The sequence below is a fragment of the Candidatus Limnocylindrales bacterium genome (assembly GCA_035626395.1).
Taxonomy (GTDB): Bacteria; Desulfobacterota; Binatia; order UBA1149; family CAITLU01; genus DASPNH01.
In genome coordinates this window covers 222,493-244,743 of record DASPNR010000044.1, presented here as the reverse complement: position 1 = coordinate 244,743, position 22,251 = coordinate 222,493, and the positions used below count along the sequence as shown (strand labels likewise).

Below are 22,251 nucleotides of genomic sequence, written 5' to 3'. Positions count from 1 at the left end.
CCGACCCTACGAAGCCGCGAGCGCGTCGACGATCGCGCGCAGACGACCGCCGAACGCGTCCATGGAGAACGCCGCGGCGACGTGAGAGACGCCGGCCACGCCCATGCGACGCGCCAGTGCGACGTCCGTCACCAGCGGCGCAAGCTGGCTGGCGAACGCCTCGGCTGTCGGCGCGCAGACGAGGCCGGTCATGCCATGCACGACGGTTTCCGTGGGTCCGCCAGTGTCGCACACGGCGACGGGACGGCCGCTGGCCATCGCTTCCAGCGGGACGTAGCCGAAGTGCTCGTGGCCGGGCGTGTAGATCACGGCGCGGCACGCGTGCAGCAGCTCGAGCTTTCGCTCATCGCTGACGTTGGCCTCGATCGCGACGACGCCGCCAAGGCCGTGACGCGCGATCTCCGCGCGAAGCCGCTGCAGCGCCTGCCGGTTGTCCTCGAGGCGCTCGTCGTATCCTCCGGCCACGCAAAGGCGCAGGCGCGCGGCGACGTCGGCTGGAACCAGACTGCGCAGGCGTGCGAGGGCGCCGACCGCAAGCTCCAGGTTCTTCTTTCGTTCCAGGCGGCTGATGGCGAGCAGCAGGATCGGCTCGTCGCTGCCGGCCAACGCCTGGCTGCCGCCGAAGCGTTCGGTGCGCACGCCCGGGTACAGCAGCGTAGGCCGGACGTGGGCGCAGCCCGGGTAGGCTTGCTCGAAGGCTGCGGCGGTAAAGCGGCTGTTGACGAGGATCAGGTCGGCCATCGCTGTCGCACGCTCTTCGAGAGCGTCGATGGGGCGCCGGTACCACCGGTGCAGCACACCACCTGGCGGCGCCAGAAGCTTGTCGGGATAGTGGCAGTAGAACGCGACCCGCGTTCCGGGTCGCCGAACCGCGGGCACGCTGTGCGCCACGAGGTCGCAGAACACCACATCGTAATGCGCACGCCGCGCCTGCCTGGCCGCTACCAGCGTGCGGGCGATGGCGCATGGAGCGAGCAGCCGTCCGGCAATGTGGCGGGGAAACAGGCTGTCGTGCGCGCGCACCGCCAGCGTGCCGTCGCGCGTCTCCTCGAAACTGCGCTCACGGTCGTGGTGAGAGGTGTGGATGGTGACGTGATGGCCGGCCGCGCGCAGGGCCGTGGCGGCATCGACCACCAGACGCTCGGCACCGCCGATGCCGAGGTCGGGATGGACGAATCCGATGTTCAAGGAGCGCACGCGCTATACCCGAGGCGCCAGAGACATTCCGGCGCCGCGCGCGGCCGCCGAGCCGCTTGCTGGGCACGACAATGCCGCGGTGCCGCAGTGGATTCGAGCGCCGGGATCGCTCGTCGGGCGCGTCGCGACATCGCGACCGAGCTCGCACCCTCCAGGCCGGACGCAGCGATCAGGCGGGGCAGCTCATCGTCACCGACGTTCCCACGGCCCTCCGCAGCACCCGCAGCGCATCGCTGGCGGTCAGCGATCCGTTGCCATCGGCGTCGCAGCGAGACATCGGACAGTCGTTGAACGTCCCGACCGCCGCGCGCAGAACGGCCAACGCGTCGGAGGCCGTGACCGACGAATCGTTGTTGGCATCCCCGCACTCGCTCGCAGGCATCGTCGTGGTCGTCGGTGGAAGCGTGGGGGGGACCGTCGTGTTGGGAAACGATGTGCTGGGCAGCGGGAAGGACGTGACGGGGATGCGCGGCGAATTCGGCGAGAGGACCGTCGTTTCGGACACGCCGTCGGGCTGTCGCGCCTCGGCCGCATCGAAGTGGGAGCAGAGCATGAGGGCGCCGATCACGATGACGTAGACGCAGCGACGAGAAACCATGACAGCCTCCTTCCATGGCGGAGCCCGCGACGTTCGTGCGTCCAGGGTTCCTCCAGTTCGAGTGAGCATCCGCTTTCTAACACGTGGCAGTCGCCTGCGGGCGATTTTGCGACGCGCGGATCGATCAAAATCGAGGTGAACGCGCCGGTTTTGGTCGAGGGGACGCAGGTTCGCCCCTGCCGGCAGGATTCCCGCCGCAACGCGAGCTCGAAAGGCTGGACTCGAAACGCGCCGGGCCGGTGTTCGACCGCCGCGCCGGCGCGACCATGCCGTTTCAGCTCCTCAGACCCGGTCGCTCCTGCCGAGGCTCACTGCCGGCGGCATGCGCATCTGCGCGGGCGGCTTTCCCCGACCGCAGTCGCGGCGACAACTCCTCCTCGAAGAAACGCAGGAATGGATGCTGATCCTCGCCGACGCCCACCAGCACGATATGATCGAAACCGGCATCGACGAACTTCTCGATGGCATCGACGTAGGTGTCCACGTCCGGCCCGTGTGGCATCTCCTGCGCGAGGTCTTCGGGGCGCACGAACCTGGTGGCAGCCTCGAAGCCGGCAACGCCCGGAATTTCCGTCAGGACGCTCCAGTCCAGTGCGCCGAAGCGGGAGTAGCGATGCGCAAGCTCGAGCGCTTCCTGTTTGGACTCGGCGTACGCGCACGCGAGCTCGGCGTACAGTCGTTGCGTGCCGCCGCCGGCGTTGCGGAACGCCTCGACGAGCTGCGAGTCGGCCGACACCGTCATCATGCCGTCGCCGATCTCGCCCGCCAGCGCCGCGGCTTTGGGGCCCCCCGCGCCGATGACGATCGGAATCGGCTCCTGGGGCAGGTCGTAGATGCGGGCGCTTTCGACGTCGAAGTAGGTGCCGGAGTGCGAAACGAGGTCGCCCTCCCACAGAAGCCGCATGATCTCGACCGCTTCGCGCAGCATGTCGAGACGGTCGGTGGGGCCGGGCCAGCCCTGTCCCACCACGTGCTCGTTGAGCCGCTCGCCCGTGCCGAGGGCGAGCGTGAAGCGTCCCTCGCTCATGACGCCGATCGTCGCGGCGGCCTGCGCCACGATGGCGGGATGGTACCGAATGATCGGGCACGTCAGCCCGGTACAGATGCCGACGGTCTTCGTGGCGTGGGCGATGGCGCCGAGCACGCTCCATGCGAACGGGGAATGGCCGTGCGACTGCAGCCACGGGTGGAAATGGTCGGAGATCGACACGAAGTCGAAGCCGGCTCGCTCTGCAGCGACTGCGTTTTCGACGAGGTCGCGCGGGCCGTGCGTCTCCGTCATCAGCTTGTATCCGAAATGCGTCATCGATGGCTCCTTGGGATCGCCGGGCTTCTGGCACAGGCATATCCACGGTGAGCCGCTCGGCGGCCGGTGCAAGTGCTGCGGCCACCCGGTGGCGGCGACTGCAGCACGATTTTGCGCGCCGGCGTGGGCGGTCGCGCCGCCACGAGCGCGCGGCCGCGAAGGCGCTGCGGCATGCCGCAGCGGGCATTGACGGCCCCGCCGGGGACGGTGGTGCCGCCGCGGCCGTTTCTTCGAACACACCCGGCTTGCCACACGGGAATCGGCGAGCGAGCGGCGCCGCAGGCCGAGGCAGCGGCGCCGGCAGTGACCGCGGGCCGTTGTGTTCGCGTTCCGCATGAAGCATTCGTCGCCGGTCTGCGACCCACGAGCAGTCTGCGCATGAAGCAGCTCGCCGAATCTCTTTCGCGCGCTCCCCTGGCCGCCGCCGTCGAGGTATCGGTGGTGCTGCCGGTCTACAACGAGCAGGACAACATCGAGCCGCTGCACGCCGAGCTGACCGAAGTCCTGTCCGCGCTGGGCCGCAGCTACGAGATCATCTACACCGACGATGGATCGCGAGACCGCTCGCCGCAGATCCTGCGCCGCATTCAGGAACGCGATTCCAACGTCCGCGTCGTCCTGTTCCGCCGCAACTTCGGGCAGACCGCGGCGGTGGCCGCCGGACTCGAGCGCACCCGCGGCGCAATCGTCGTCACGCTCGACTCGGACCGGCAGAACGACCCGCGCGACATCCCGCGCCTGATCGCCAAGCTCGAGGAAGGGTACGACCTGGTCTCCGGCTGGCGCCAGGACCGCAAGGACGAGCTGGTGCGGCGGCGCATGCCGTCGGTGGCCGCCAACGCCATGATCCGCGCCATCACCGGCGTCCACATCCACGACTACGGCTGCATGCTGAAGGCCTACCGCGGCGAGGTGGCGCGCAGCCTTCGACTGTACGGCGAGATGCACCGGTTCATTCCGGCCATCGCCTGTGATCTCGGCGCCAAGGTCACCGAGATCGTCGTCAATCACCGGCCGCGGGTGGCGGGCTCCTCCAAGTACGGGCTGTCGCGAGTGGTGCGGGTGGTGCTCGATCTGCTGACGGTCAAGTTCCTGTCGGTGTACTCGACGCGTCCCATCCACGTCTTCGGTGTGATGGGTGTGCTGTTAGGGGGGGCCGGAGCCGCCGTCCTGGCGCTGCTCGGCGTTCAGAAGATCGTCTTCGGCATGCCGCTGGCCGGCCGCCCCATCCTGCTCTTGGCGATTTTGCTGGTCGTGACGGGCGTCCAACTGGTGACGATGGGTTTGCTGGGGGAGATGCTCGCGCGCACCTACCACGAGAGCCAAGGCAAGCCGATCTACGTGGTCGCGGAGGAGCTGGGGGAGCCCATTTCCAAGCTTGCCGGTCCACCCATGCTCGGCTAGTATCCCGCGTTCCGGTTTGGGGTAAATGCCGGAACCGGCGACCTTTTTGGCTTAATTTCGAGGAGTAGCGGTGAAAATTTGTGTGATAGGGACCGGGTACGTCGGCCTGGTCGCCGGGACGTGTTTTGCCGAGAGCGGCAACGACGTTGCGTGCGTCGACATCGACGAGAAGAAGATCCAACGCCTGCGTGAGGGCCACGTCCCGATCTACGAACCCGGCCTGGAGGAGTTGATCCAGCGCAACGTCGAAGAGGGCCGGTTGACGTTCACCACCGATGTCGCTTCGGCGGTCAGACAGTCGCAGGTCTGCTTCATCGCCGTCGGCACTCCCCAGGGCGACAACGAACTGGCGCCCGACATGCGCTTCGTCTACCAGGTCGCGCGCGACATCGGCACGCACATGGACGGCTACCGCGTCGTCGTGCTCAAGAGCACAGTGCCCGTGGGCACCGCGCAGGCGGTTCGCAAGATTCTCGACGAGACGACCCGGCATCCCTACGACGTCGTCTCCAATCCGGAGTTCATGAAGGAAGGAGCGGCGGTCGAGGACTTTCTCAAGCCCGACCGTGTCGTCATCGGCGTAGCCAGCGACACGGCCGCCGACATCATGAAGGATCTCTACGCTCCCTTCGTGCGCGGCGGTGCTCCGATCCTGGTGATGGACAATCCCAGCGCCGAGATGACCAAGTACGCGGCCAACGCCCTTCTCGCGACCAAGATCTCGTTCATCAACGAGGTCGCAAACCTCTGCGAGAAGGTCGGCGCCGACGTCAGCCACGTCCGCCAGGGCGTCGGGACCGATCGCCGCCTGGGAATGCACTTCCTCTATCCCGGCCTCGGCTACGGCGGCTCGTGCTTCCCCAAGGACGTGCGCGCCATCATGCACACGGCGCAGTCGGTCGGGCTGGACTTTCCGCTCATGAACGCGGTCGACGACGTCAACAACCGGCAGAAGAAGCGCCTGTTCGAGAAGATCACCCAATACTACGGCGGCAATCTCTCCGGCCGCACTTTCGGCGTGTGGGGGCTAGCGTTCAAGCCTCGTACCGACGACATGCGCGAGGCGCCGTCGATCGGCCTGGTCAACGACCTTCTGGCCGCCGGCTGCAAGGTGAACGTGCACGATCCGGAAGCGATGGAGGTCGCGCGCGGCTGCTTCGGCGACCGCGTCACCTATTGCTCCAAGAACTACGACGCGCTCTCCGGCGCCGATGCGCTGTGCGTCGTCACGGAATGGAACGAGTTCCGTCATCCCGACTTCGATCGCATCAAGCGGCTGCTCAAGGAGCCGGTCGTCTTCGACGGCCGCAACCTGTGGGAGCCGCGCGACATGAAGTCGCGCGGATTCGTCTATTTCCCGATCGGCCGCGCCGCGGCGCTGCCGGAATAGCTTCAGCAACGACATAGGGGCAGCCAGTGGCACGAGTCCTCATCACCGGCGGCGCCGGCTTCATCGGATCGCATCTGTGCGAACGCTTCCTGGCTGACGGGCACGAGGTCGTCGCCGTCGACAACCTGCTGACCGGGGATCGCGACAACATCGCCCACCTGTTCGCGAACCCCGCGTTCACGTTCCTCCCCCAGGACGTGACCAACTATCTGTACATTCCGGGTCCGCTGGACGCGGTGCTGCACTTCGCCTCGCCTGCCAGCCCCGTCGATTACTTGGAGCTGCCGATCCAGACCTTGAAGGTGGGCTCTCTCGGGACTCACAAGGCATTGGGTCTTGCTCGCGAGAAGGGAGCCCGCATTCTCGTAGCCTCGACCTCCGAGGTCTACGGTGATCCTCTGGTGCATCCGCAGCGCGAAGACTACTGGGGCAACGTCAACCCGATCGGGCCGCGCGGCGTCTACGATGAGGCCAAGCGCTTCCTGGAAGCGATGACGATGGCCTACTACCGAACGCACGGCGTGCAGACGCGCATAGCACGCATCTTCAACACGTACGGTCCTCGCATGCGCATGCGCGATGGCCGCGTGGTGCCGAACTTCATGTGCCAGGCCCTGCAAGACCAGCCGATCACCGTCTACGGCGACGGCGCGCAGACGCGCAGCTTCTGCTTCGTCGAGGATCTCGTCGAAGGCCTGGTTCGTCTGTTGTGGTCGGACGAGCCGCTGCCGGTCAACCTGGGCAACCCGACCGAGATGACGATCCAGGACTTCGCCGTGAGGATCCGCGACCTCTCCGGCTCCAAATCGCAGATCGTCTACAAGGACCTGCCCGTCGACGATCCGAAGGTGCGCAAGCCGGACATCTCCAAGGCGCAGCGCGTGCTCGGCGGCTGGACGCCCAAGGTCAGCCTCGACGACGGCCTGCGCCGCACCATCGACTACTTCCAGAAGAAACTGGCATCGGGAAGCGCTCTGACATGAAGATTCTGATCACGGGCGGCGCGGGCTTCATCGGCTCGCATCTGGCGGATGCGTTCCTGGCTCGAGGCGACGAGGTCTCGGTCATGGACAACCTCTCCAGCGGCCACCGTGAGCAGGTCCCCGCCGGTGCGCGTTTCCACGAAGTGGACATTCGCGACGAGCGTGCGGCGCAGATCGTGTCGGAAGAGAGGCCCGACGTCCTGTGCCATCACGCGGCGCAGATGAACGTGCGCTACTCGGTCGAGAACCCCGCCTACGACGCGGAGGTCAACGTGCTCGGCATGGTTCGCCTGCTCGAGGCTGCGCGCGGCGCCGGCACGAGGCTGGCGCTGTTCTCGTCCAGCGGCGGAACGGTCTACGGCGAGGTCGATCAGTACCCGACGCCCGAGGAGCACCCGACGGTCCCCGTCTGTCCCTACGGCATCACGAAGCTGACCGGTGAGCACTACCTCGAGTACTACTGGCGCATCCACGGCCTGCGCTACGTGGCGCTGCGCTACGCCAACGTCTATGGCCCGCGCCAGGATCCGCACGGCGAGGCGGGGGTGGTGGCGATCTTCTCCAAGGCGCTGCTTCGGGGTGTGCCCGGCAACATCTTCGGCGACGGGCTGCAGACGCGCGACTACGTCTTCGTCGGTGACGTGGTGCGTGCCAATCTCGCCAGCGTCGACAGCTTGACCGACGACGCGGCGGGCAATGGCTGGTGCGGCCCCGTCAACATCGGCACCGGCCGGGAGACCAACGTCGTCGAGCTGCACGAGCGCATCGCGCGCCTGGCCGGCGCCGACGTCAGGCCCAATCACGTCGAAGCCAAGGAAGGCGAGGTGCGCCGCAACTGCCTGTCCTATGCGCGCGCCGAGCGCGTGCTGGGCTGGAAACCGTCGGTCAGCCTGGATGACGGCCTTGCCCAGACAGTTGACTTCTTCCGTACGCGGTCGTAGCGAGCCTGGTTCCGCCGCCGGTGCGGCTCGCTCATGTCCGTCTCCAAAATCCGCAACTTTTCGATCATCGCGCACATCGATCACGGCAAGTCCACGCTTGCCGATCGGCTGCTCGAGTTGACCGGAACCGTCACGGCCCGCGAGAGCACCGCGCAGATGCTCGACGACATGGACCTGGAGCGCGAGCGCGGCATCACCATCAAGGCGCGCGCGGTCCGGCTGCTCTACACGCGTGCCAATGGCGAAGAATACATCCTCCAGCTGATCGACACCCCGGGCCACGTCGACTTCGCCTACGAAGTCTCGCGGTCGCTCGCTGCCTGCGAAGGCGCGCTCCTGGTGGTCGACTCGACCCAGGGCGTGGAGGCGCAGACACTGGCCAACGTCTACCTGGCCCTCGACAACGACCTCGCGATCGTGCCGGTGCTGAACAAGATCGACCTGCCCTCGGCCGATCCGGCCGGTGCGCGGGCGCAGATCGAGGAGGTCATCGGAATCGATGCGTCCGAGGCGGTCGAGGTCAGCGCCAAGACGGGCGTCGGCGTAGACAAGGTTCTCGAGGCCATCGTCGAGAAGATCCCGCCGCCGCGGACGACCGAGGGAGCGCCGCTGAAGGCGCTGGTGTTCGATTCGTGGTTCGATCCCTACCTCGGCGTCGTCGTCATGATCCGCGTGATCGACGGCACGGTGAAGAAGGGGGACCGGATCCGCCTGCTGCAGGCGACGCGCGACTACGAGGTGACGCGTCTCGGCGTCTTCCGCCCTGGCCCCTTCGAGGTCGGCGAGCTCGGCCCGGGGACCGTGGGCTTCCTGGCCGCCAGCATCAAGGACATCGCCGAGGCGCGTGTCGGCGACACGCTCACCCATGCGCACCGGCCGTGCACCGAGGCGCTGCCCGGGTTCAAGGTCGTCAAGCCGATGGTGTTCGCCGGCATCTATCCCGTCGACAGCGCCGACTACGAGCAGCTGCGCGAGGCCATCGAGAAGCTCAAGCTCAATGACTCCTCGTTCTCGTACGAGCCGGAGACGTCGACCGCGCTCGGCTTCGGCTTTCGCTGCGGGTTCCTGGGGCTGCTGCACATCGAGATCACGCAGGAGCGCCTGGAGCGCGAGTTCGGGCTGAGCCTGATCACGACGGCGCCGACGGTGGTCTACCAGGTGAACCTCACCGACGGTACGACCATCGAGATCGACAGCCCCGCCAAGCTTCCCGATCCGGCGCGCATCGACACCGTCGCCGAGCCCTACGTGGCCGCCACGATCTACGTACCGCCGGAGTATCTGGGCGGCGTGCTGGCGCTGTGCGAGGACAAGCGTGGCGTGCAGACCGATCTGAAGTTCCCGAGCCAGGGCAGGGCGGTGCTCCACTACGACATGCCGCTGTCGGAGATCGTCTACGAGTTCTACGACCGGCTGAAGTCGGTCTCGCGGGGCTACGCATCGCTCGACTACGAGCCGATCGGCTTCAAGGTCTCGCCGCTGGCCAAGGTCGACCTGCTGATCAACGGCGACAAGCTCGATGCCCTCTCCATGATCTGCCACCGCGACCGTGCCTACCCGCGCGGGCGCGACCTGGCCAAGAAAATGAAGGAGCTGATCCCCCAGCAGATGTTCGAGGTGGTGATCCAGGCCGCCATCGGCAGCAAGATCATCGCGCGCGAGACCGTCAAGGCGATGCGCAAGAACGTCACGGCCAAGTGCTACGGCGGCGACATCACGCGCAAACGCAAGTTGCTCGAGAAGCAGAAAGAGGGGAAAAAGCGGATGAAGCAGGTCGGCAGCGTCGAGATTCCCCAAGAGGCCTTCCTGGCCGTGCTCAAGGTCGGCGATTAGCGGCGCCGCAGGCGCGGCGGTGAATGGATCCGCGGCCGCAGGCGCGGCGGTGACAGGGACAGGCGCCGGTGAGATGGATTCGCGCCGCAGGCGCGGCGAGGAAGCGGACTGGCGCCAGCGACGCGCAACAGGTGCACGGCAAAGTGGCCAAGAAAGAAGCGGTCAGGGAGCAGGCTCCGGAGCAGTCGACGCGCTCGCAGATTCGCGAGTACGTCGAAGCCTTCGGCATGGCCATTCTGCTGGCCCTGTTCATCCGCACCTTCATCGTCCAGGCCTTCAAGATTCCGAGCGGCTCGATGGAGCCTACCCTTGCCATCGGCGACCATCTGCTCGTCAACAAGTTCCTCTACGGCATCCGCGTCCCGGTGGTCGGCACTCGCCTGCTGTCGTTCATCAAGCCCGAGCGCGGCGACGTGATCGTGTTCGTCTATCCCGAGGACCGCAGCAAGGACTTCATCAAGCGCATCGTGGCCGTTGAAGGCGATGAGATCGAGGTTCGCAACAAGGTCATCTATCTCAACGGCGAGAAGGCGCCCGACGCTCATGGCTACATCGCGCCGGGCTCGCGCATCTATCCCAACGGCGCGCGGGACAACTTCGGGCCTTACAAGGTTCCCGACGGCCACGTCTTCGTCATGGGCGACAACCGCGACCACAGCCACGACAGCCGCTACTGGGGCCCGGTGCCGGTGACCGACATCCTGGGCAAGGCCTTCATCCTGTACTGGTCGTGGGACTCGCAGAGCTTCCGGCCGCGCTTCTCGCGCATCGGAATGCGAATCCCCTGAGCCGCGGCCGCCGGGCGCGCCATTTTGAGATCTGAGCCGTCGAGACGCTTCGACGGGGAAATCCGCTGAAGATGCGTGAGGGCGCGGCTGCGTTCTCCGCGCTGCCCATTCGACGAACACCCGGGCGGGCATAAGGTGGTCTCGCGCCGAATTGTGCGACCCGTCTGTACGTCTGACTCCCTACATGGCAGCGATTGCGACCGACAATGCTCGAAGGAGGACTCCCGCTATGTCTGACATGAAGAAGAACCCGGAAAGCGGTCTCGCTCGTGGCGCGCTTCTTTGGCTCATCGGCGTCCCACTGCCGATCATCTTTCTGCTCTGGCTGTTCGGCTTCAACATGTAGGAGCAGCGAGACGCGCGCAGCGGCTCGTAGATGCCTCTGCGCGCCTCTCGCGTCTGCTCGTCCTGGCGCGCCTCCCCTCGCGCGCTGGTCGTACGCCAGCGCCGGGTCTCTCCCGTCGCACACGACCGTCGGCTTCGCCTTTCGAGTCCTCTGCGCCCCCGCCATTCCGTCAGCTGTTGCTGACCAAATGTCATTACGACGCTCCTTCCTGATTCGTGAAAAATCAGGGCTTTTCGCCGTGTGACGTCCTCACGAGCGCAAAACTCCGCCCGCTGTCTTGTCACCAACGGGGAAGAAGGTCCTCGCTCGATACGCGAGAGTACGAACCGTGCCTGCGAGTACGGCCGCGTACTTCCGACTCGTTCCTTTCGGAGCCTGTCTCGTGCGTGACACAGCATCCTCGTTCCCTCGTCGCCTGTGCCGCGGCCGTCTCGCGGCAATCTGCAATCGCGCCTGCCTGCTCGCGCTGGTCATGCTGGCGGGCGCCGGCGCGGCGCCGGCTGCCGAGGTGGCCCTGGTGGACGGGCGCGTCGCCACGCTTCGAGACGCGGCGGGAACCAGCCGCGATCGCGCGCGCATCGAGTTCCGCGATGAGCTTCCACAGCTCGCAAACCCGCTGTGCGATTCCGGCCGCGAAGCGACGGTCACGCTGGCGACGTCTGCGACGAGCTATCGAGAGATCGTGCTGCCGTGCGGGGGCTGGACGTCCACACGCGCGGGCTTCGCCTATCGCGATCCGTCTGCGGCTCACGGCGGCGTCACGTCCGTCCGCTACGAGCGGTCACGCCTGCAGATCGAGCTTCGCGGCGGAGCATACCAGGCCATAGCCGGTCCGCTGCAGGCACTGGAAGTCGGATTCGAGATCGGCGAGGACGACTATTGCGGCCGCTTCTCCGTCTTCCGTCGCAACGACGCGACCGCCGTGGTCGCCGCCGGTCCCACCAGCGCATGCCAGATCATTGCCGCCGAGGATCTGCTCGGCAGCAGCCGCGGCGGCACCGCGATGTGGCGGTTCTGCCAGGGCAAGAGCGATGAGACGCCGGTGCCGGTCGACCCACGCTCGCTCGTGCAGCCGGGCGTCAACGAAGGCCGCGCCGTGCACTTCAACACGTGGTGGAAGAACTGCCACGTCGATCCCGAAGCCGTGCAGGAGGTGGGTCCTGCCGAGACGTGCGGGGAGCTGCGCGCACGCTTCTACCGCGGCGGCCTGCTGCTCGACCCGGGCAGTCCCAACGCGGGCGGCCTGTTCACCGGCACGACTCCCGGCAACGGCTCCTCGACGATCACGGCCCAGCAGTACAACAGCATCTGGCAGGTCTGGGGCGGCTATATGTCGCGCCCCGAGAACTTCGACGAGCTCGTCGCCGAGCGCTACGGTTCCGGTTTCAGCGCCAGCCCCAACCCGTATCCGCTGCCTGGCGAAGACCCCAACCAGACCGATGGCGGCTCGGGACAGCTGCCCGAGATGTTCACGCAGCTCCGCGACGACCGCTCCGGCACCTGGAGCGGGGAGATCACGGTGACGTGCCATGCGTGCCACAGCGGCAGCGTCGGCGGCGAGGGCGGCCCGGGACCGGGTCTGACGTGGGGAGGCGGCAGCAGTCTTGCCGATCTCAATCTGTTCCTGCGCGATTTCCTCGCACTCGGATACGAGGCGTCCTCGGCCGTCATCCTCAATCTCAATCGCACGCGCGGGCGCAACAATGCCAGCCTGGTCAATCTTGCGTTCGCGATGGCCGGCTTTCAGGGGCCCGAAGTCATGGCGGGCGTGCTGACGTCGGGATCGACGGCGGACATGGACACACCGGCGTGGTGGAACATGGGGCACCGCGCGGTCAAGTTCGTCGACGGCGTCTTTCCGATGGACGCTCCGCGCATCGATGCCATCTTCTATGCGCCGAGCATCGGCATCACCGAGCAGGGCAGGGCATGGATGCGTGAGAACGGCCCCGACATGAACGTGTGGGTGGAGTCGCTGGAGTCGCCGCCGTATCCGTTCCCGGTCGACATCGAGCTGGCGGCCAGGGGCGCCGTGCTGTTCCATACGCTCGACATGTGGGCGCCCGAGCGCAACAACCCCGTCCGCCGCCCCGAAGGCAACGGCTCCTGCGCCTCGTGCCACGGCGCGTATTCTCCGCGCTACGTGAACGATCCGGCCTTCCTAGAAACGCCGCAGCTCGAGGGGATCGCGGCCTACGTCGTGCCACTCGACATCATCGGGACCGACCCGGAGCGCGTCAACGCCAACAACGACTCGGTGCAGGAAGCCGGCAAGACCAGCTTCTTCTCGTACCCCGAGACCGTCGGCACGGACCAGGACTGCGGGCCGCAGAACCGCCCCGAGCTGCGCGGCGACCGCGAGCCCGGATATCTGGCGCCGCCGCTGTACGGCATCTGGGCGTCGGCGCCCTATTTTCACAACGGGTCGGTGCCCAACGTCTGGGAGGTGCTCAAACCCTCGGACCGTCACCAGATCTGGCGCCGCGTTTCCAAGCCGCGGCCTGTCGAGCAGCAGGACTGTCTGACGTGCTCGACCGTCATGGGTTACGACACCGACCTGACGCGGGCGTACGACGCCCGCAAGCTCGGCTGGAAATACGAACCGATTCCGTGTCAGCCCGAGTCGGCCACCAACCCGTCGGCTTCGCCCTACGTCAACTGCAATCCCGATGAGGAGTCGCAGCAGGACCCGCTGGCCGAGCAGGTGCTCGCGCAGTTCTACTCGAACGTGCTGCTCGGCTGGAACCTGGTGTCGGTGCCGCCGCTGACCGAGGTGCAGATGGAGGACCGCAAGAACTACAACACGCGCATGTTCGCGCAGGGCAACGAAGGCCACGAGTTCAACTCGGTCCTGACCGACGAGGAGCGCGTGGCGATCATCGAGTACCTGAAGACGCTGTGACGGATGCGAGGGGCGGCGCCGAGACGCCGGTCTCGACGGCCGCCGACGGCGAATCCTGCGCCCTTACGCGAGCGACACTTCCCGCTCGACCTCATACGCCTGAATGCTGAGCCCCTTGGGCCGGATCGCCCCCATCGCCTTGTTGAACTCGGCCATGTGCGGCGAAGCCATGTGCGCCTTGATGTCGTCGAGCGAGCGCCAGCGCTCGATGACGCGGATCTTGCCGGGATCGCTGATGTCGACGGAGAACGCGTAGAGGTGACAGCCTTCCTCGGCGCGTGTGGCATTCTCCATGGTCGAGATCGCCTCCCGCACCTTGTCGGCGGCCCCGGCTTCCACGTCCACTTCGACGATGACGATGATCATGATGCTCCCTCCTTGGTTTCGATGGGACCGGCTCCCGCAGGCAGCCTGCCGGTATCGGTCGCGAGCTCTGCCGGCGCACGCGCCTCCAGCTTCTGCCGCAGGAACGCGAACAGGCGTGCCTGGATCGAGGCGTACAGCGCCGCCCACTCCTCATCGGTCACGCCGCTGGTCTCGAACGTACACGAGACGGTCAGGCGGCAGCTGTCGTCGTCGACCGCTTCCACGCACGCTTCGCCGACGTACTCGTCGAGCGGCATCGGCCCCGGCTCGACGACGCGGTAGACGTATCGCATCTCGTCGGCGAACACGCTCTCGAGCCGCTCCCGCACGGCCGCTCCGTCTGCACAAACCAGCGCGCGCGTCGCGCCCGCGACAGCCCGTCGCTCGTCGTACTCGACCCGCACGAACGCGCCGCTCTCGACCAGCGCCGCCTCGTTCTCCCAGCGCACCAGGTTCCAGACCTGCGCGGCGGGCGCGCCGATGCGTTGGCTGAGGCGTGCGCCGCCCACGCTACTTGATGAACTCGGCGGCGGGATGAGCGCGCGGGTAGGAGCGCAGGAACTGGAAGTAACGCCCGAGCGTGCGGTCGGCTGCGGTCAGTGTGCCCGGGCGGAAATGGATCGTCTGCATGATGGCGACGTCCTCGCCGACCACGCTCTGCTCGAGCGCGATGACGCGGTCCAGGAACGCCTCGACCTCCGGGGCCGTTCCGGAGTCACGCCGAGCGGCCACCACCAGGAAGACGCGCGAAGTGCCCGGACGCGGCAGGCCGAACGGCGCCAGAAAGCCGAACCAGCGGCCGTCGAGCTCGGTCGCCTGATAGTAGAGGCTGGTGCCGAACACGCCGATGCGATTGCTGACCTGCTCGCCGCGGCGGTGAAGGCCGGCGAAGTCGTACATGAGCGAGTGATCCGTCCATTCGATCTGGTCGTGCGGGTCGCCGGTCTCGAACGTGATGCCGTGCAGCGCCTTGATGTGCTGCATGTCGGGCGTGTTGCAGCATAGAACCCAGGGATCGACCGGCAGCGTCTGCGGCAGCTCGATGGCACGGATCGTCAGCTCGTCGTCGGGATAGGGAAACGATGGCAGCTGCCACCAGGGATCGTCGCCGTTGAACGCCCAGACGATGCCGTACTTCTCGACGCTGCGGAACCTGTAGAGCCGGGCGGCGGCGGGCGGAGGATCGCCGACCTTGGTGCTGACGCAACGGCCCGTGCAGTCGTAGCGCCAGTGATGGAAGGCGCAGCGCACGGTGTCCTCGTAGACGTCGCCGACGGACAGGTCGGCGCCGAGGTGCGGACAGTACGCCGTCATCACGTGCGCGGTGCCCTCGGCGTCGCGAAACACGATGACGCGGCCGTCGAGGAAGTCGTAGCCGCGCAAGCAGCTCGTGCCGATCTCCGCGGACAGGGCGATGGGGAACCAGGACTGCGTGAACAGGCCGCCGTCGCCCTCCGCCGGAATGGGCTGGCCAGCCACGCGGCGCAGCCGCGAAGACGCGGGGGCCGGAACCGATGCCGTCGTCGACATGGGCGAACGCTATCGCGGGCGTTGAGGTGAGGCGAGGATTCGCCGGGCTGCCGCCGCCGCAGGCAGTACGACTTTTCCAGCGCCCGAAGCGCGGGTCGCACGCCCATCCTCGTGTGCGGTCGCCATCGCCTGTGCACCGCGCCATCTTTGACTCACCCACCTTCCGCGCCTATGAGGCGGACCGACGGTAGACGGCCGAACGGGCGAACTACCGCGGGCTCCTTTAAATCCGGCTCAGCGAGGCCGGGAAGGGTGCGGCGATTGCTCTCGACCTGCGCGCAAATCTCGACGCCGACTGCGAACCTTGCCTCGCCACGGGCAGGGTTTTTTCATGCCCGCGCCGCGGGCGAGGCGGCCGGCCGTGCCCGTTGAAGTCCTCGACAGCCTGCGCCTTCGCCGCGCCCTGACGCGCATCGCCCACGAGATCGTCGAGCGCAACGGCGGCTCGCAGGGCCTGGCGCTCGTCGGCATCCATACGTGCGGCGTTCCGCTGGCACGGCGCATCGCCAGCGAGATCGGACGCATCGAGGGCGAGACGCCTCCGCCGGTCGGCGCCATCGACATCACGCTCTATCGCGACGATGCGGGGCGCCTCGGTGCGACGGCGCGGATGGAGCCGACCAACATTCCTTTCGACATCCAGGAGCGCAAGGTCGTGCTGGTCGACGACGTCCTCTACACCGGCCGCACCATCCGCTCGGCTCTGGATGCGCTCGTCGATTTCGGCCGCCCGGCGGCGGTGCAGCTGGCGGTGCTGGTCGACCGCGGTCATCGCGAGCTGCCGATCCGCGCCGACTATGTCGGCAAGAACGTGCCGACCTCGCGCACGCAGAAGGTGCGCGTCGATCTGACCGAGCTCGGCGGCAGCGACGCCGTCTATCTCGAGGAGGTGAGCGATGGCTCCAAGTAGCCGCCATCTGCTGGGGCTCGAAGGCGTGTCCGCTTCCGACATCACGCTCCTCCTCGACACTGCCGAGTCCTTCGTCGAAGTCTCCTCGCGCGAGGTCAAGAAGCTGCCGACGCTGCGCGGCAAGACCGTCATCAACCTCTTCGTCGAGAACAGCACGCGCACCCGCACGTCCTTCGAGATCGCCGCCAAGCGCATGTCGGCCGACTCGATCAACATCTCGACGTCGGCGTCCTCCATGTCCAAGGGCGAGACGCTCGAGGACACGGCGCGCAATCTGGCGGCCATGGCGCCCGACTGCATCATCGTTCGCCATCCCGCCTCGGGCGCCGCGCGCTTCCTGGCCAAGGTGATCGACTGCTCGATCATCAACGCGGGAGACGGCAGCCACGAGCACCCCACGCAGGCGCTGCTGGACCTGCTCACGATCCGCCAGCACAAGCGCTCGATCGAAGGCCTGACCGTCACCATCGTCGGGGACCTGCTGCATTCGCGCGTGGCGCGTTCGAACATCTTCGCGCTGAAGACGCTCGGCGCCACCGTGCGCCTGGCCGGGCCGCCCACGCTGCTCCCGCGCGAGTTCGCCGACTTCGGCTGCGAGCTCTACTTCGATGTGGGCCGCGCGGTCGAAGGGGCCGACGTCATCATGATGCTGCGCATCCAGCACGAGCGGCTGGGCCAGCACTTCTTCCCGACGGTCAACGAGTACTCTCGCTACTTCTGTCTGACCGCCGACGTGGTGGCCAAGGCCAAGCCGGACGTGATCATCCTGCACCCCGGCCCCATCAATCGCGGCATCGAGATCGCCAGCGAGGTGGCCGACGGGCCCTATTCAGTGATCATGAGCCAGGTCGCCAACGGCGTGGCGCTGCGCATGGCGGTGCTCTACCAGCTGATCATTCCGGGCGCCGACGGCATTCGCGGGAGCACCGTGGGCGAGTCGACGATCGCGCCGCCGGCTCCCTCGCTGCCGGCGGCGGCGGCGCCTGCCGTGGCGGCGGCGGGGCAGATGCGGGTCGCGTAGCCGCGTTGCGGCGCCGCGACCGCCCGACGGACGGGCGGAACAGGGTCGCAATCGCCGTGGCTGCGCGTCGCGGGTATACGGTCAACATCATGGCGTACAACGCGTGGTTCCGATGCATCAATGGCTGTCCGGGCCAGTTCGACCTCCGCGAGGTCATCTACCGCTGTCCCACCTGCGGTGACCTGCTCGAGGTCGAGCACGACATGAGCGCGCTGCGGTCGCGCTCGGCTGCCGCCTGGATGGACCTGTTCAAGGACCGTTCCCACGGCAACACCTATCCGTACGGCTCCGGCGTCTGGGGCAAGAAGGAATGGGTCGTGCCGTTCATCGACAACGAGAACATCGTCTCGATGTACGAGGGCAACTCCAATCTGCTGTGGGCCGACCGCTACGGTAAGCAGCTCCACGTCGAGGACCTGTGGATCAAGCAGTGCGGGAACTCGCATACGGGGTCCTTCAAGGACCTGGGCATGACGGTGCTGGTCTCGGTGGTGAAGGAGATGATCGCCACCGGCGTTCCGATCGATGCCGTTGCGTGTGCATCCACGGGGGATACCTCCGCCGCGCTCGGCGCCTACTGCGCGGCTGCCGGCATTCCGGCGGTGGTGCTGCTGCCGAAGAACAAGGTGTCGGTGGCGCAGCTCGTCCAGCCGCTCGCCAACGGAGCGCTCGTGCTCTCGCTCGACACCGACTTCGACGGCTGCATGGCGGTGGTGCAGGAGATCACCAAGGAGCAGCGCATCTACCTGGCCAACTCGATGAACAGCCTGCGCATCGAGGGGCAGAAGACGGTGGCCATCGAGATCGTGCAGCAGTTCGACTGGGAGGTTCCGGACTGGATCATCATCCCGGGCGGAAATCTCGGTAACGTGCACGCTCTGGGGCAGGGCTTCCTGATGATGCAGGAGCTCGGGCTCATCAATAAGCTGCCCCGCATCTGCCTGGCGCAGGCCGAGCGCGCCAACCCGCTCTACCGCTCGTTCCTGAAGGACTTCCAGTCCTTCGAGCCCGTCGCCGCGCAGCCGACGCTGGCCACCGCGATCCAGATTGGAAATCCGGTCAGCGTCAAGCGCGCGATCCGGACGCTCCAGAAGTTCAACGGCGTGGTCGAGCAGGCCAGCGAGCAGGAGCTGGCCGACGAAGCGGCGCGCGCCGATCGCACCGGCATGTTCAACTGCCCGCACACCGGCGTGGCGCTGGCGGCGCTGCGCAAGCTGGTCGAGCGCAAGATCATCCGATCCAGCGAGCGCGTGGTGGTGCTGTCCACCGCCAACGGGCTCAAGTTCGCCGATCAGAAGACGGCGTATCACATGGGCGCGCTGGCCGAGATCAAGAGCACGCACGGCAACAAGCCGGTGGAGGTGCCCGCCGACCCCGAGCACGTTGCGCGGGCCATTGCTCGTCACGTCGAGAAGTCGCGGCTGCTGGTGTCGTAGTGTCGGAGAATCGGGGGCAGCAGATCAGGGCGGTGGGGCCGAGCACACTGGCCGTGCATGGGGGCGAGCCGCGCGACAAGCTGGCGCACGCGCTGACGACGCCGATCGTGCAAACGGCAACCTATACGTGGGCCAACAGCCAGGAGCTCAAGGACCATTTCGAAGGCAACATCGAGCACCGCATCGACTACGGGCGCTACGGCAATCCCACCCAGCGCACGGCCGAGCTCAAGATGGCGGCTCTGGAGGGGGCAGGGGACTGCCTGCTGTTCTCGAGCGGCATGGCCGGCATCACCACCGCGCTTTTCGCAATGCTCTCGCGCGGCGCGCACGTCGTCATCACCGATGACAGCTACCGGCGCACGCGGCAGTTCCTTCACGCGACGCTGAGCCGCTTCGGCATCGAGGCCTCGACCGTCCCGGCGGGCGATTACGAGGCGCTGGAGGATGCGATCCGCCCGACCACGCGCGTGCTGGTCAGCGAATCGCCGACCAACCCGTACAACCGCATCCTGGATCTGGAACGCTTCGCGGCCATCGGCCGCAGGCACCGGGTCAAGACCGTCATCGACGCGACGTTCGCCACGCCCTACAACGTGCGGCCGCTCGAGTACGGCGTCGACATCGTGATGCATTCCGCCACCAAGTACCTCAGCGGCCACAACGATCTTCTGGCCGGCGCCGTGCTCGGCTCGCGCGATCTGGTGCAGGGCTTTCGCCAGCTCCAGGCCATGACGGGAGCGACCGTCGATCCGTTCGCGGCCTACCTGCTCGTGCGCGGCCTCAAGACATTCGCGCTGCGCATGGAGCGGCAGAATGCCAACGCGCAGGCGATCGCGGAGTTCCTTGCGAAGCATCCTCGCGTGGAGCGCGTGCACTACGCGGGGTTGCCGACGCATCCGGCACACGACATTGCGCGAAAGCAGATGCGCGGCTTCGGCGGCGTGGTTTCCTTCGAGGTGCGCGGCGATCTGGACGCGGCCTCGCGCGTCGTCGACGCGTGCACGATCCCCTACATTGCCGCCTCTCTCGGCGGCGTCGAGAGCCTGATCGAGCAGCCGGCGATCATGAGCTTCTACGAGCTGAGCACCGAGGAACGCCTGGAAGTCGGCATCAAGGACAACCTGATCCGATATTCGGTCGGCATCGAAGACGCCCATGATCTGATCGCGGACCTGGATCAGGCGCTGGCGCGGGCGTTCGGATAGCACGGCCGGCGCGACTGCCGTCCGGCGCGAAGCCGCCGTCCGTCAGTTGCAGGAAAGCTCGACGCCCTCGTCGACCGCAGCCTTGAGAATCGCCAGGGCGTCGCTGGCCGCGACGCCTGGCGGATCGGTGACGTCGCAGAACTCGATCTGGCAGCAGCCAGATCCAACGGCGGCCTTCAGCGCGCCGAGCGCGTCGCTGGCGGTGATCGTGCCGCTGCTGTTGAGGTCGCCGCAGTCCTGGACCACCAGCGCCTCGATGAAGTTCGGTCGCAGCACGTTGTCGTAGATGAGGATCCTGGCCACGGCGCCGCCCGATTCCTCGCCGCAGGGCGCGGTGCATTCGTTGTCGCGGAAGAAGCGCAGCTCGTCGGCCGTCAGCGTGGTGTCGTCGGCGGCGTCGACGTAGGCGAGGACCTCCCGGCCGTTGACGTAGACGCGGAAGTTGTCGTTGCGGGCACGTGTCACCACCACCTGGACCCATGTGTTCGCGCACATCGACTGCGTGCCGCTCTCGCCGCACCGGATCACCGGCGCGCCGTCGACCACGTAGAGGCCGCAGTCGCTGGTCCCGCCCTTGAAGTCGATCAGGCGGCTCGAGCCGCTGACGTGGTCGAGCCGGAAGAGCATGAAGATGGAGTAGGTGTTCTTCGCCATCGCCGTCAGCGGAGCGATCTGCAGCCCGTTATCGGTGGGAAACTCGTAGACGGTCACCTCGGTGCCTTCGACGATCTCGCTGTGGAACGTCGCCTGGCCCGGGCCGATCGGCGTCAGCGCCGGCAGCGTACCGGCGGAGCTCGTCAGGTCGTTCTCGAACCGGTAATCGCCGCGCAGATCGGCCAGCGCGTGCGATGCCGCCAGGCAGGCGGCCAGCGCGGCCACCATCGCGCACGAGAAGCTCGGGCGACGGCTCTTCAGGAAAGCTCGCGACACCTACCTGCGACGGTAGCAACGCGAGCGGCGGCTAGCCACGACAGGAGCGTGATTCTACCCACCGTGGTGCGCGGCCACGCGCGCAGATGGTCCTCAGCCGGCGTTGGGCGTCAGCGTGCTCTGGTACCAGATGTACAGCGCGCCGCTTCCCGACTGACCGTTGGCCGAGCAGACCGTCACCGTCAGCGCGAACACACCGGTGCCTGCGCGAAACCCGCCACTGCTCTGCGCGGCGCACGTTTCGACCGCACCCGAGGCATTCGAGCAGCTCCAGCCTGCCAGCAGCGGAAGCGCCTGTGCGAGAGTGCAGTCGTCGTTGGCAACCGGATAGCTGGTCCCGTGGTTGTCCACGACCGAAACGATCGCCGGGTCGCCATTGGTGCCGCTGGAAGAATCGGGATGGCACGTGGTGAACACGTAGCTGCCGCCAGCCGAGATGCCGTACACCTGCACGTTGGCGCATTGGTCCGCGGTCCAGGCCATCGGCTGGAACCACTGCATGCTTTTCCACTGCGTTGCAGCGCAGTCGGCATCGTTCGCGTTCGAGCAACCGCTTCCACCGGCATACGGACAGCACTGGTCGCCTGCCGCACGACACTCGAGAACGGGCACGTGGCACTGCAGGTCGCACGTGCCGGCGGCGCCGACGTCCTCGAAGCATGCCGTTTGGGCCGGGCAGACCGGGCAGTCGCTGTCGCAGGTCTCGCCGTCCTCGATGATTCCGTTCCCGCACGAAGCGCCGACGGTGGTCGTGGGCGCTGCGGTCGTCGAGGTGGTTGCCGGTGATGTCGTCGACGTCGCCGGCGCCGTCGTCGTCGGCGGCTCCGTCGTGGAGGTCGGCGGCGCCGTCGTGGTCGTGGCGCCGCAAGGAGTTGGGCATTGGAGCGGCAGCGGCTGGCCGACGGCAACCTTCAGGCACAGCAGCGAATCGGATGCGGTGATGGTGGCGCTGCCGTTGGTGTCGCACACGCACGATGGGGAGCAGCTCTGCGAGCCCACGGCCGCACGCAGGACGAAGAGGCAGTCGGAGGCGGTGGGCGAGGAGCCGTTCGACAGTGGCTGCGCGCAGTCCCCCTGCGCGGCGTACGCGTGGGCCGCTGCCGCTGCAGCCATCACCAGCGCCGACAAGACACGCGCGACCACGACCTCTCCGACATTGGGC

General features: G+C 67.1%; 19 protein-coding genes. 11 read left to right on the top strand and 8 right to left on the bottom strand.

Going from position 1 to position 22,251, the window contains the following annotated elements; all coding sequences use genetic code 11:
* Positions 1–6 precede the first annotated feature (6 nt).
* From VEC57_20475 to VEC57_20465, 3 genes are all read right to left on the bottom strand, one after another.
* Positions 7–1,188 carry a glycosyltransferase gene (locus VEC57_20475; GenBank protein HYC01519.1) on the bottom strand — a complete coding sequence of 394 codons (1,182 nt, stop codon included), beginning with the start codon at positions 1,186–1,188 and terminating at the stop codon, positions 7–9.
* 178 nt (positions 1,189–1,366) lie between these two features.
* Positions 1,367–1,795: a dockerin type I repeat-containing protein gene (locus VEC57_20470; GenBank protein HYC01518.1), complete on the bottom strand. Its 429-nt coding sequence runs from the start codon at positions 1,793–1,795 to the stop codon at positions 1,367–1,369.
* 274 nt (positions 1,796–2,069) lie between these two features.
* Positions 2,070–3,101 (bottom strand): TIGR03557 family F420-dependent LLM class oxidoreductase, encoded by a 1,032-nt coding sequence (locus tag VEC57_20465; protein ID HYC01517.1) that lies wholly within the window; start codon positions 3,099–3,101, stop codon positions 2,070–2,072.
* Positions 3,102–3,479: 378 nt separating this feature from the next.
* Here VEC57_20465 and VEC57_20460 point away from each other — a divergent pair, with 378 nt between their 5' ends.
* The 7 genes from VEC57_20460 (at position 3,480) to VEC57_20430 (ending at position 13,688) form a co-directional block, all read left to right on the top strand.
* The gene (locus VEC57_20460; GenBank protein ID HYC01516.1) at positions 3,480–4,505 is read left to right on the top strand and encodes a glycosyltransferase family 2 protein; all 1,026 of its coding nucleotides are present in this window, start codon (positions 3,480–3,482) and stop codon (positions 4,503–4,505) included.
* Between the two features lie 70 nt (positions 4,506–4,575).
* Positions 4,576–5,895: a UDP-glucose/GDP-mannose dehydrogenase family protein gene (locus VEC57_20455; protein HYC01515.1), complete on the top strand. Its 1,320-nt coding sequence runs from the start codon at positions 4,576–4,578 to the stop codon at positions 5,893–5,895.
* Between the two features lie 26 nt (positions 5,896–5,921).
* Complete coding sequence (locus VEC57_20450) at positions 5,922–6,878, top strand: UDP-glucuronic acid decarboxylase family protein (GenBank protein ID HYC01514.1); 957 nt, start codon at positions 5,922–5,924, stop codon at positions 6,876–6,878.
* The gene (locus VEC57_20445) at positions 6,875–7,819 is read left to right on the top strand and encodes an NAD-dependent epimerase/dehydratase family protein (GenBank protein ID HYC01513.1); all 945 of its coding nucleotides are present in this window, start codon (positions 6,875–6,877) and stop codon (positions 7,817–7,819) included. Before VEC57_20450 ends, VEC57_20445 begins: the two co-directional genes overlap by 4 nt.
* 33 nt (positions 7,820–7,852) lie before the next feature.
* Positions 7,853–9,652: a translation elongation factor 4 gene (gene lepA / locus VEC57_20440; GenBank protein HYC01512.1), complete on the top strand. Its 1,800-nt coding sequence runs from the start codon at positions 7,853–7,855 to the stop codon at positions 9,650–9,652.
* A 143-nt stretch (positions 9,653–9,795) separates the two neighbouring features.
* Positions 9,796–10,440: a signal peptidase I gene (gene lepB / locus VEC57_20435; protein HYC01511.1), complete on the top strand. Its 645-nt coding sequence runs from the start codon at positions 9,796–9,798 to the stop codon at positions 10,438–10,440.
* Between the two features lie 728 nt (positions 10,441–11,168).
* Positions 11,169–13,688, top strand: coding sequence for a hypothetical protein (locus VEC57_20430; GenBank protein ID HYC01510.1), 2,520 nt, complete (start codon positions 11,169–11,171; stop codon positions 13,686–13,688).
* 63 nt (positions 13,689–13,751) lie between these two features.
* On the opposite strand, the gene VEC57_20425 is transcribed toward VEC57_20430, so the two are convergent.
* From VEC57_20425 to VEC57_20415, 3 genes are read right to left on the bottom strand one after another with little or no spacing between them, the layout of a single operon-like run.
* Entirely contained in the window at positions 13,752–14,054 is a 303-nt protein-coding gene (locus tag VEC57_20425; GenBank protein HYC01509.1) for a putative quinol monooxygenase, read from the bottom strand.
* Complete coding sequence (locus VEC57_20420; GenBank protein ID HYC01508.1) at positions 14,051–14,563, bottom strand: SRPBCC family protein; 513 nt, start codon at positions 14,561–14,563, stop codon at positions 14,051–14,053. Before VEC57_20420 ends, VEC57_20425 begins: the two co-directional genes overlap by 4 nt.
* Before the next feature lies 1 nt (position 14,564).
* Positions 14,565–15,584 carry a Rieske (2Fe-2S) protein gene (locus VEC57_20415; GenBank protein HYC01507.1) on the bottom strand — a complete coding sequence of 340 codons (1,020 nt, stop codon included), beginning with the start codon at positions 15,582–15,584 and terminating at the stop codon, positions 14,565–14,567.
* 361 nt (positions 15,585–15,945) lie between these two features.
* Here VEC57_20415 and pyrR point away from each other — a divergent pair, with 361 nt between their 5' ends.
* Genes pyrR through VEC57_20395 form a run of 4 tightly spaced genes read left to right on the top strand, consistent with a single transcriptional unit; the run spans position 15,946 to position 20,159 of the window.
* Complete coding sequence (gene pyrR, locus VEC57_20410; GenBank protein ID HYC01506.1) at positions 15,946–16,494, top strand: bifunctional pyr operon transcriptional regulator/uracil phosphoribosyltransferase PyrR; 549 nt, start codon at positions 15,946–15,948, stop codon at positions 16,492–16,494.
* Entirely contained in the window at positions 16,481–17,515 is a 1,035-nt protein-coding gene (locus tag VEC57_20405) for an aspartate carbamoyltransferase catalytic subunit (protein HYC01505.1), read from the top strand. The genes pyrR and VEC57_20405 overlap by 14 nt, the downstream gene beginning before the upstream one ends.
* 56 nt (positions 17,516–17,571) lie before the next feature.
* Positions 17,572–18,951 carry a threonine synthase gene (gene thrC, locus VEC57_20400; protein ID HYC01504.1) on the top strand — a complete coding sequence of 460 codons (1,380 nt, stop codon included), beginning with the start codon at positions 17,572–17,574 and terminating at the stop codon, positions 18,949–18,951.
* A gap of 32 nt (positions 18,952–18,983) precedes the next feature.
* A complete protein-coding gene (locus VEC57_20395; protein ID HYC01503.1) occupies positions 18,984–20,159 on the top strand; it encodes an aminotransferase class I/II-fold pyridoxal phosphate-dependent enzyme in 1,176 nt (391 codons plus the stop codon).
* Between the two features lie 42 nt (positions 20,160–20,201).
* Here VEC57_20395 and VEC57_20390 read toward each other — a convergent pair whose 3' ends face one another.
* A complete protein-coding gene (locus tag VEC57_20390) occupies positions 20,202–21,089 on the bottom strand; it encodes a LamG-like jellyroll fold domain-containing protein (GenBank protein ID HYC01502.1) in 888 nt (295 codons plus the stop codon).
* A 93-nt stretch (positions 21,090–21,182) separates the two neighbouring features.
* A complete protein-coding gene (locus VEC57_20385) occupies positions 21,183–22,232 on the bottom strand; it encodes a hypothetical protein (GenBank protein HYC01501.1) in 1,050 nt (349 codons plus the stop codon).
* Positions 22,233–22,251: the final 19 nt, after the last annotated feature.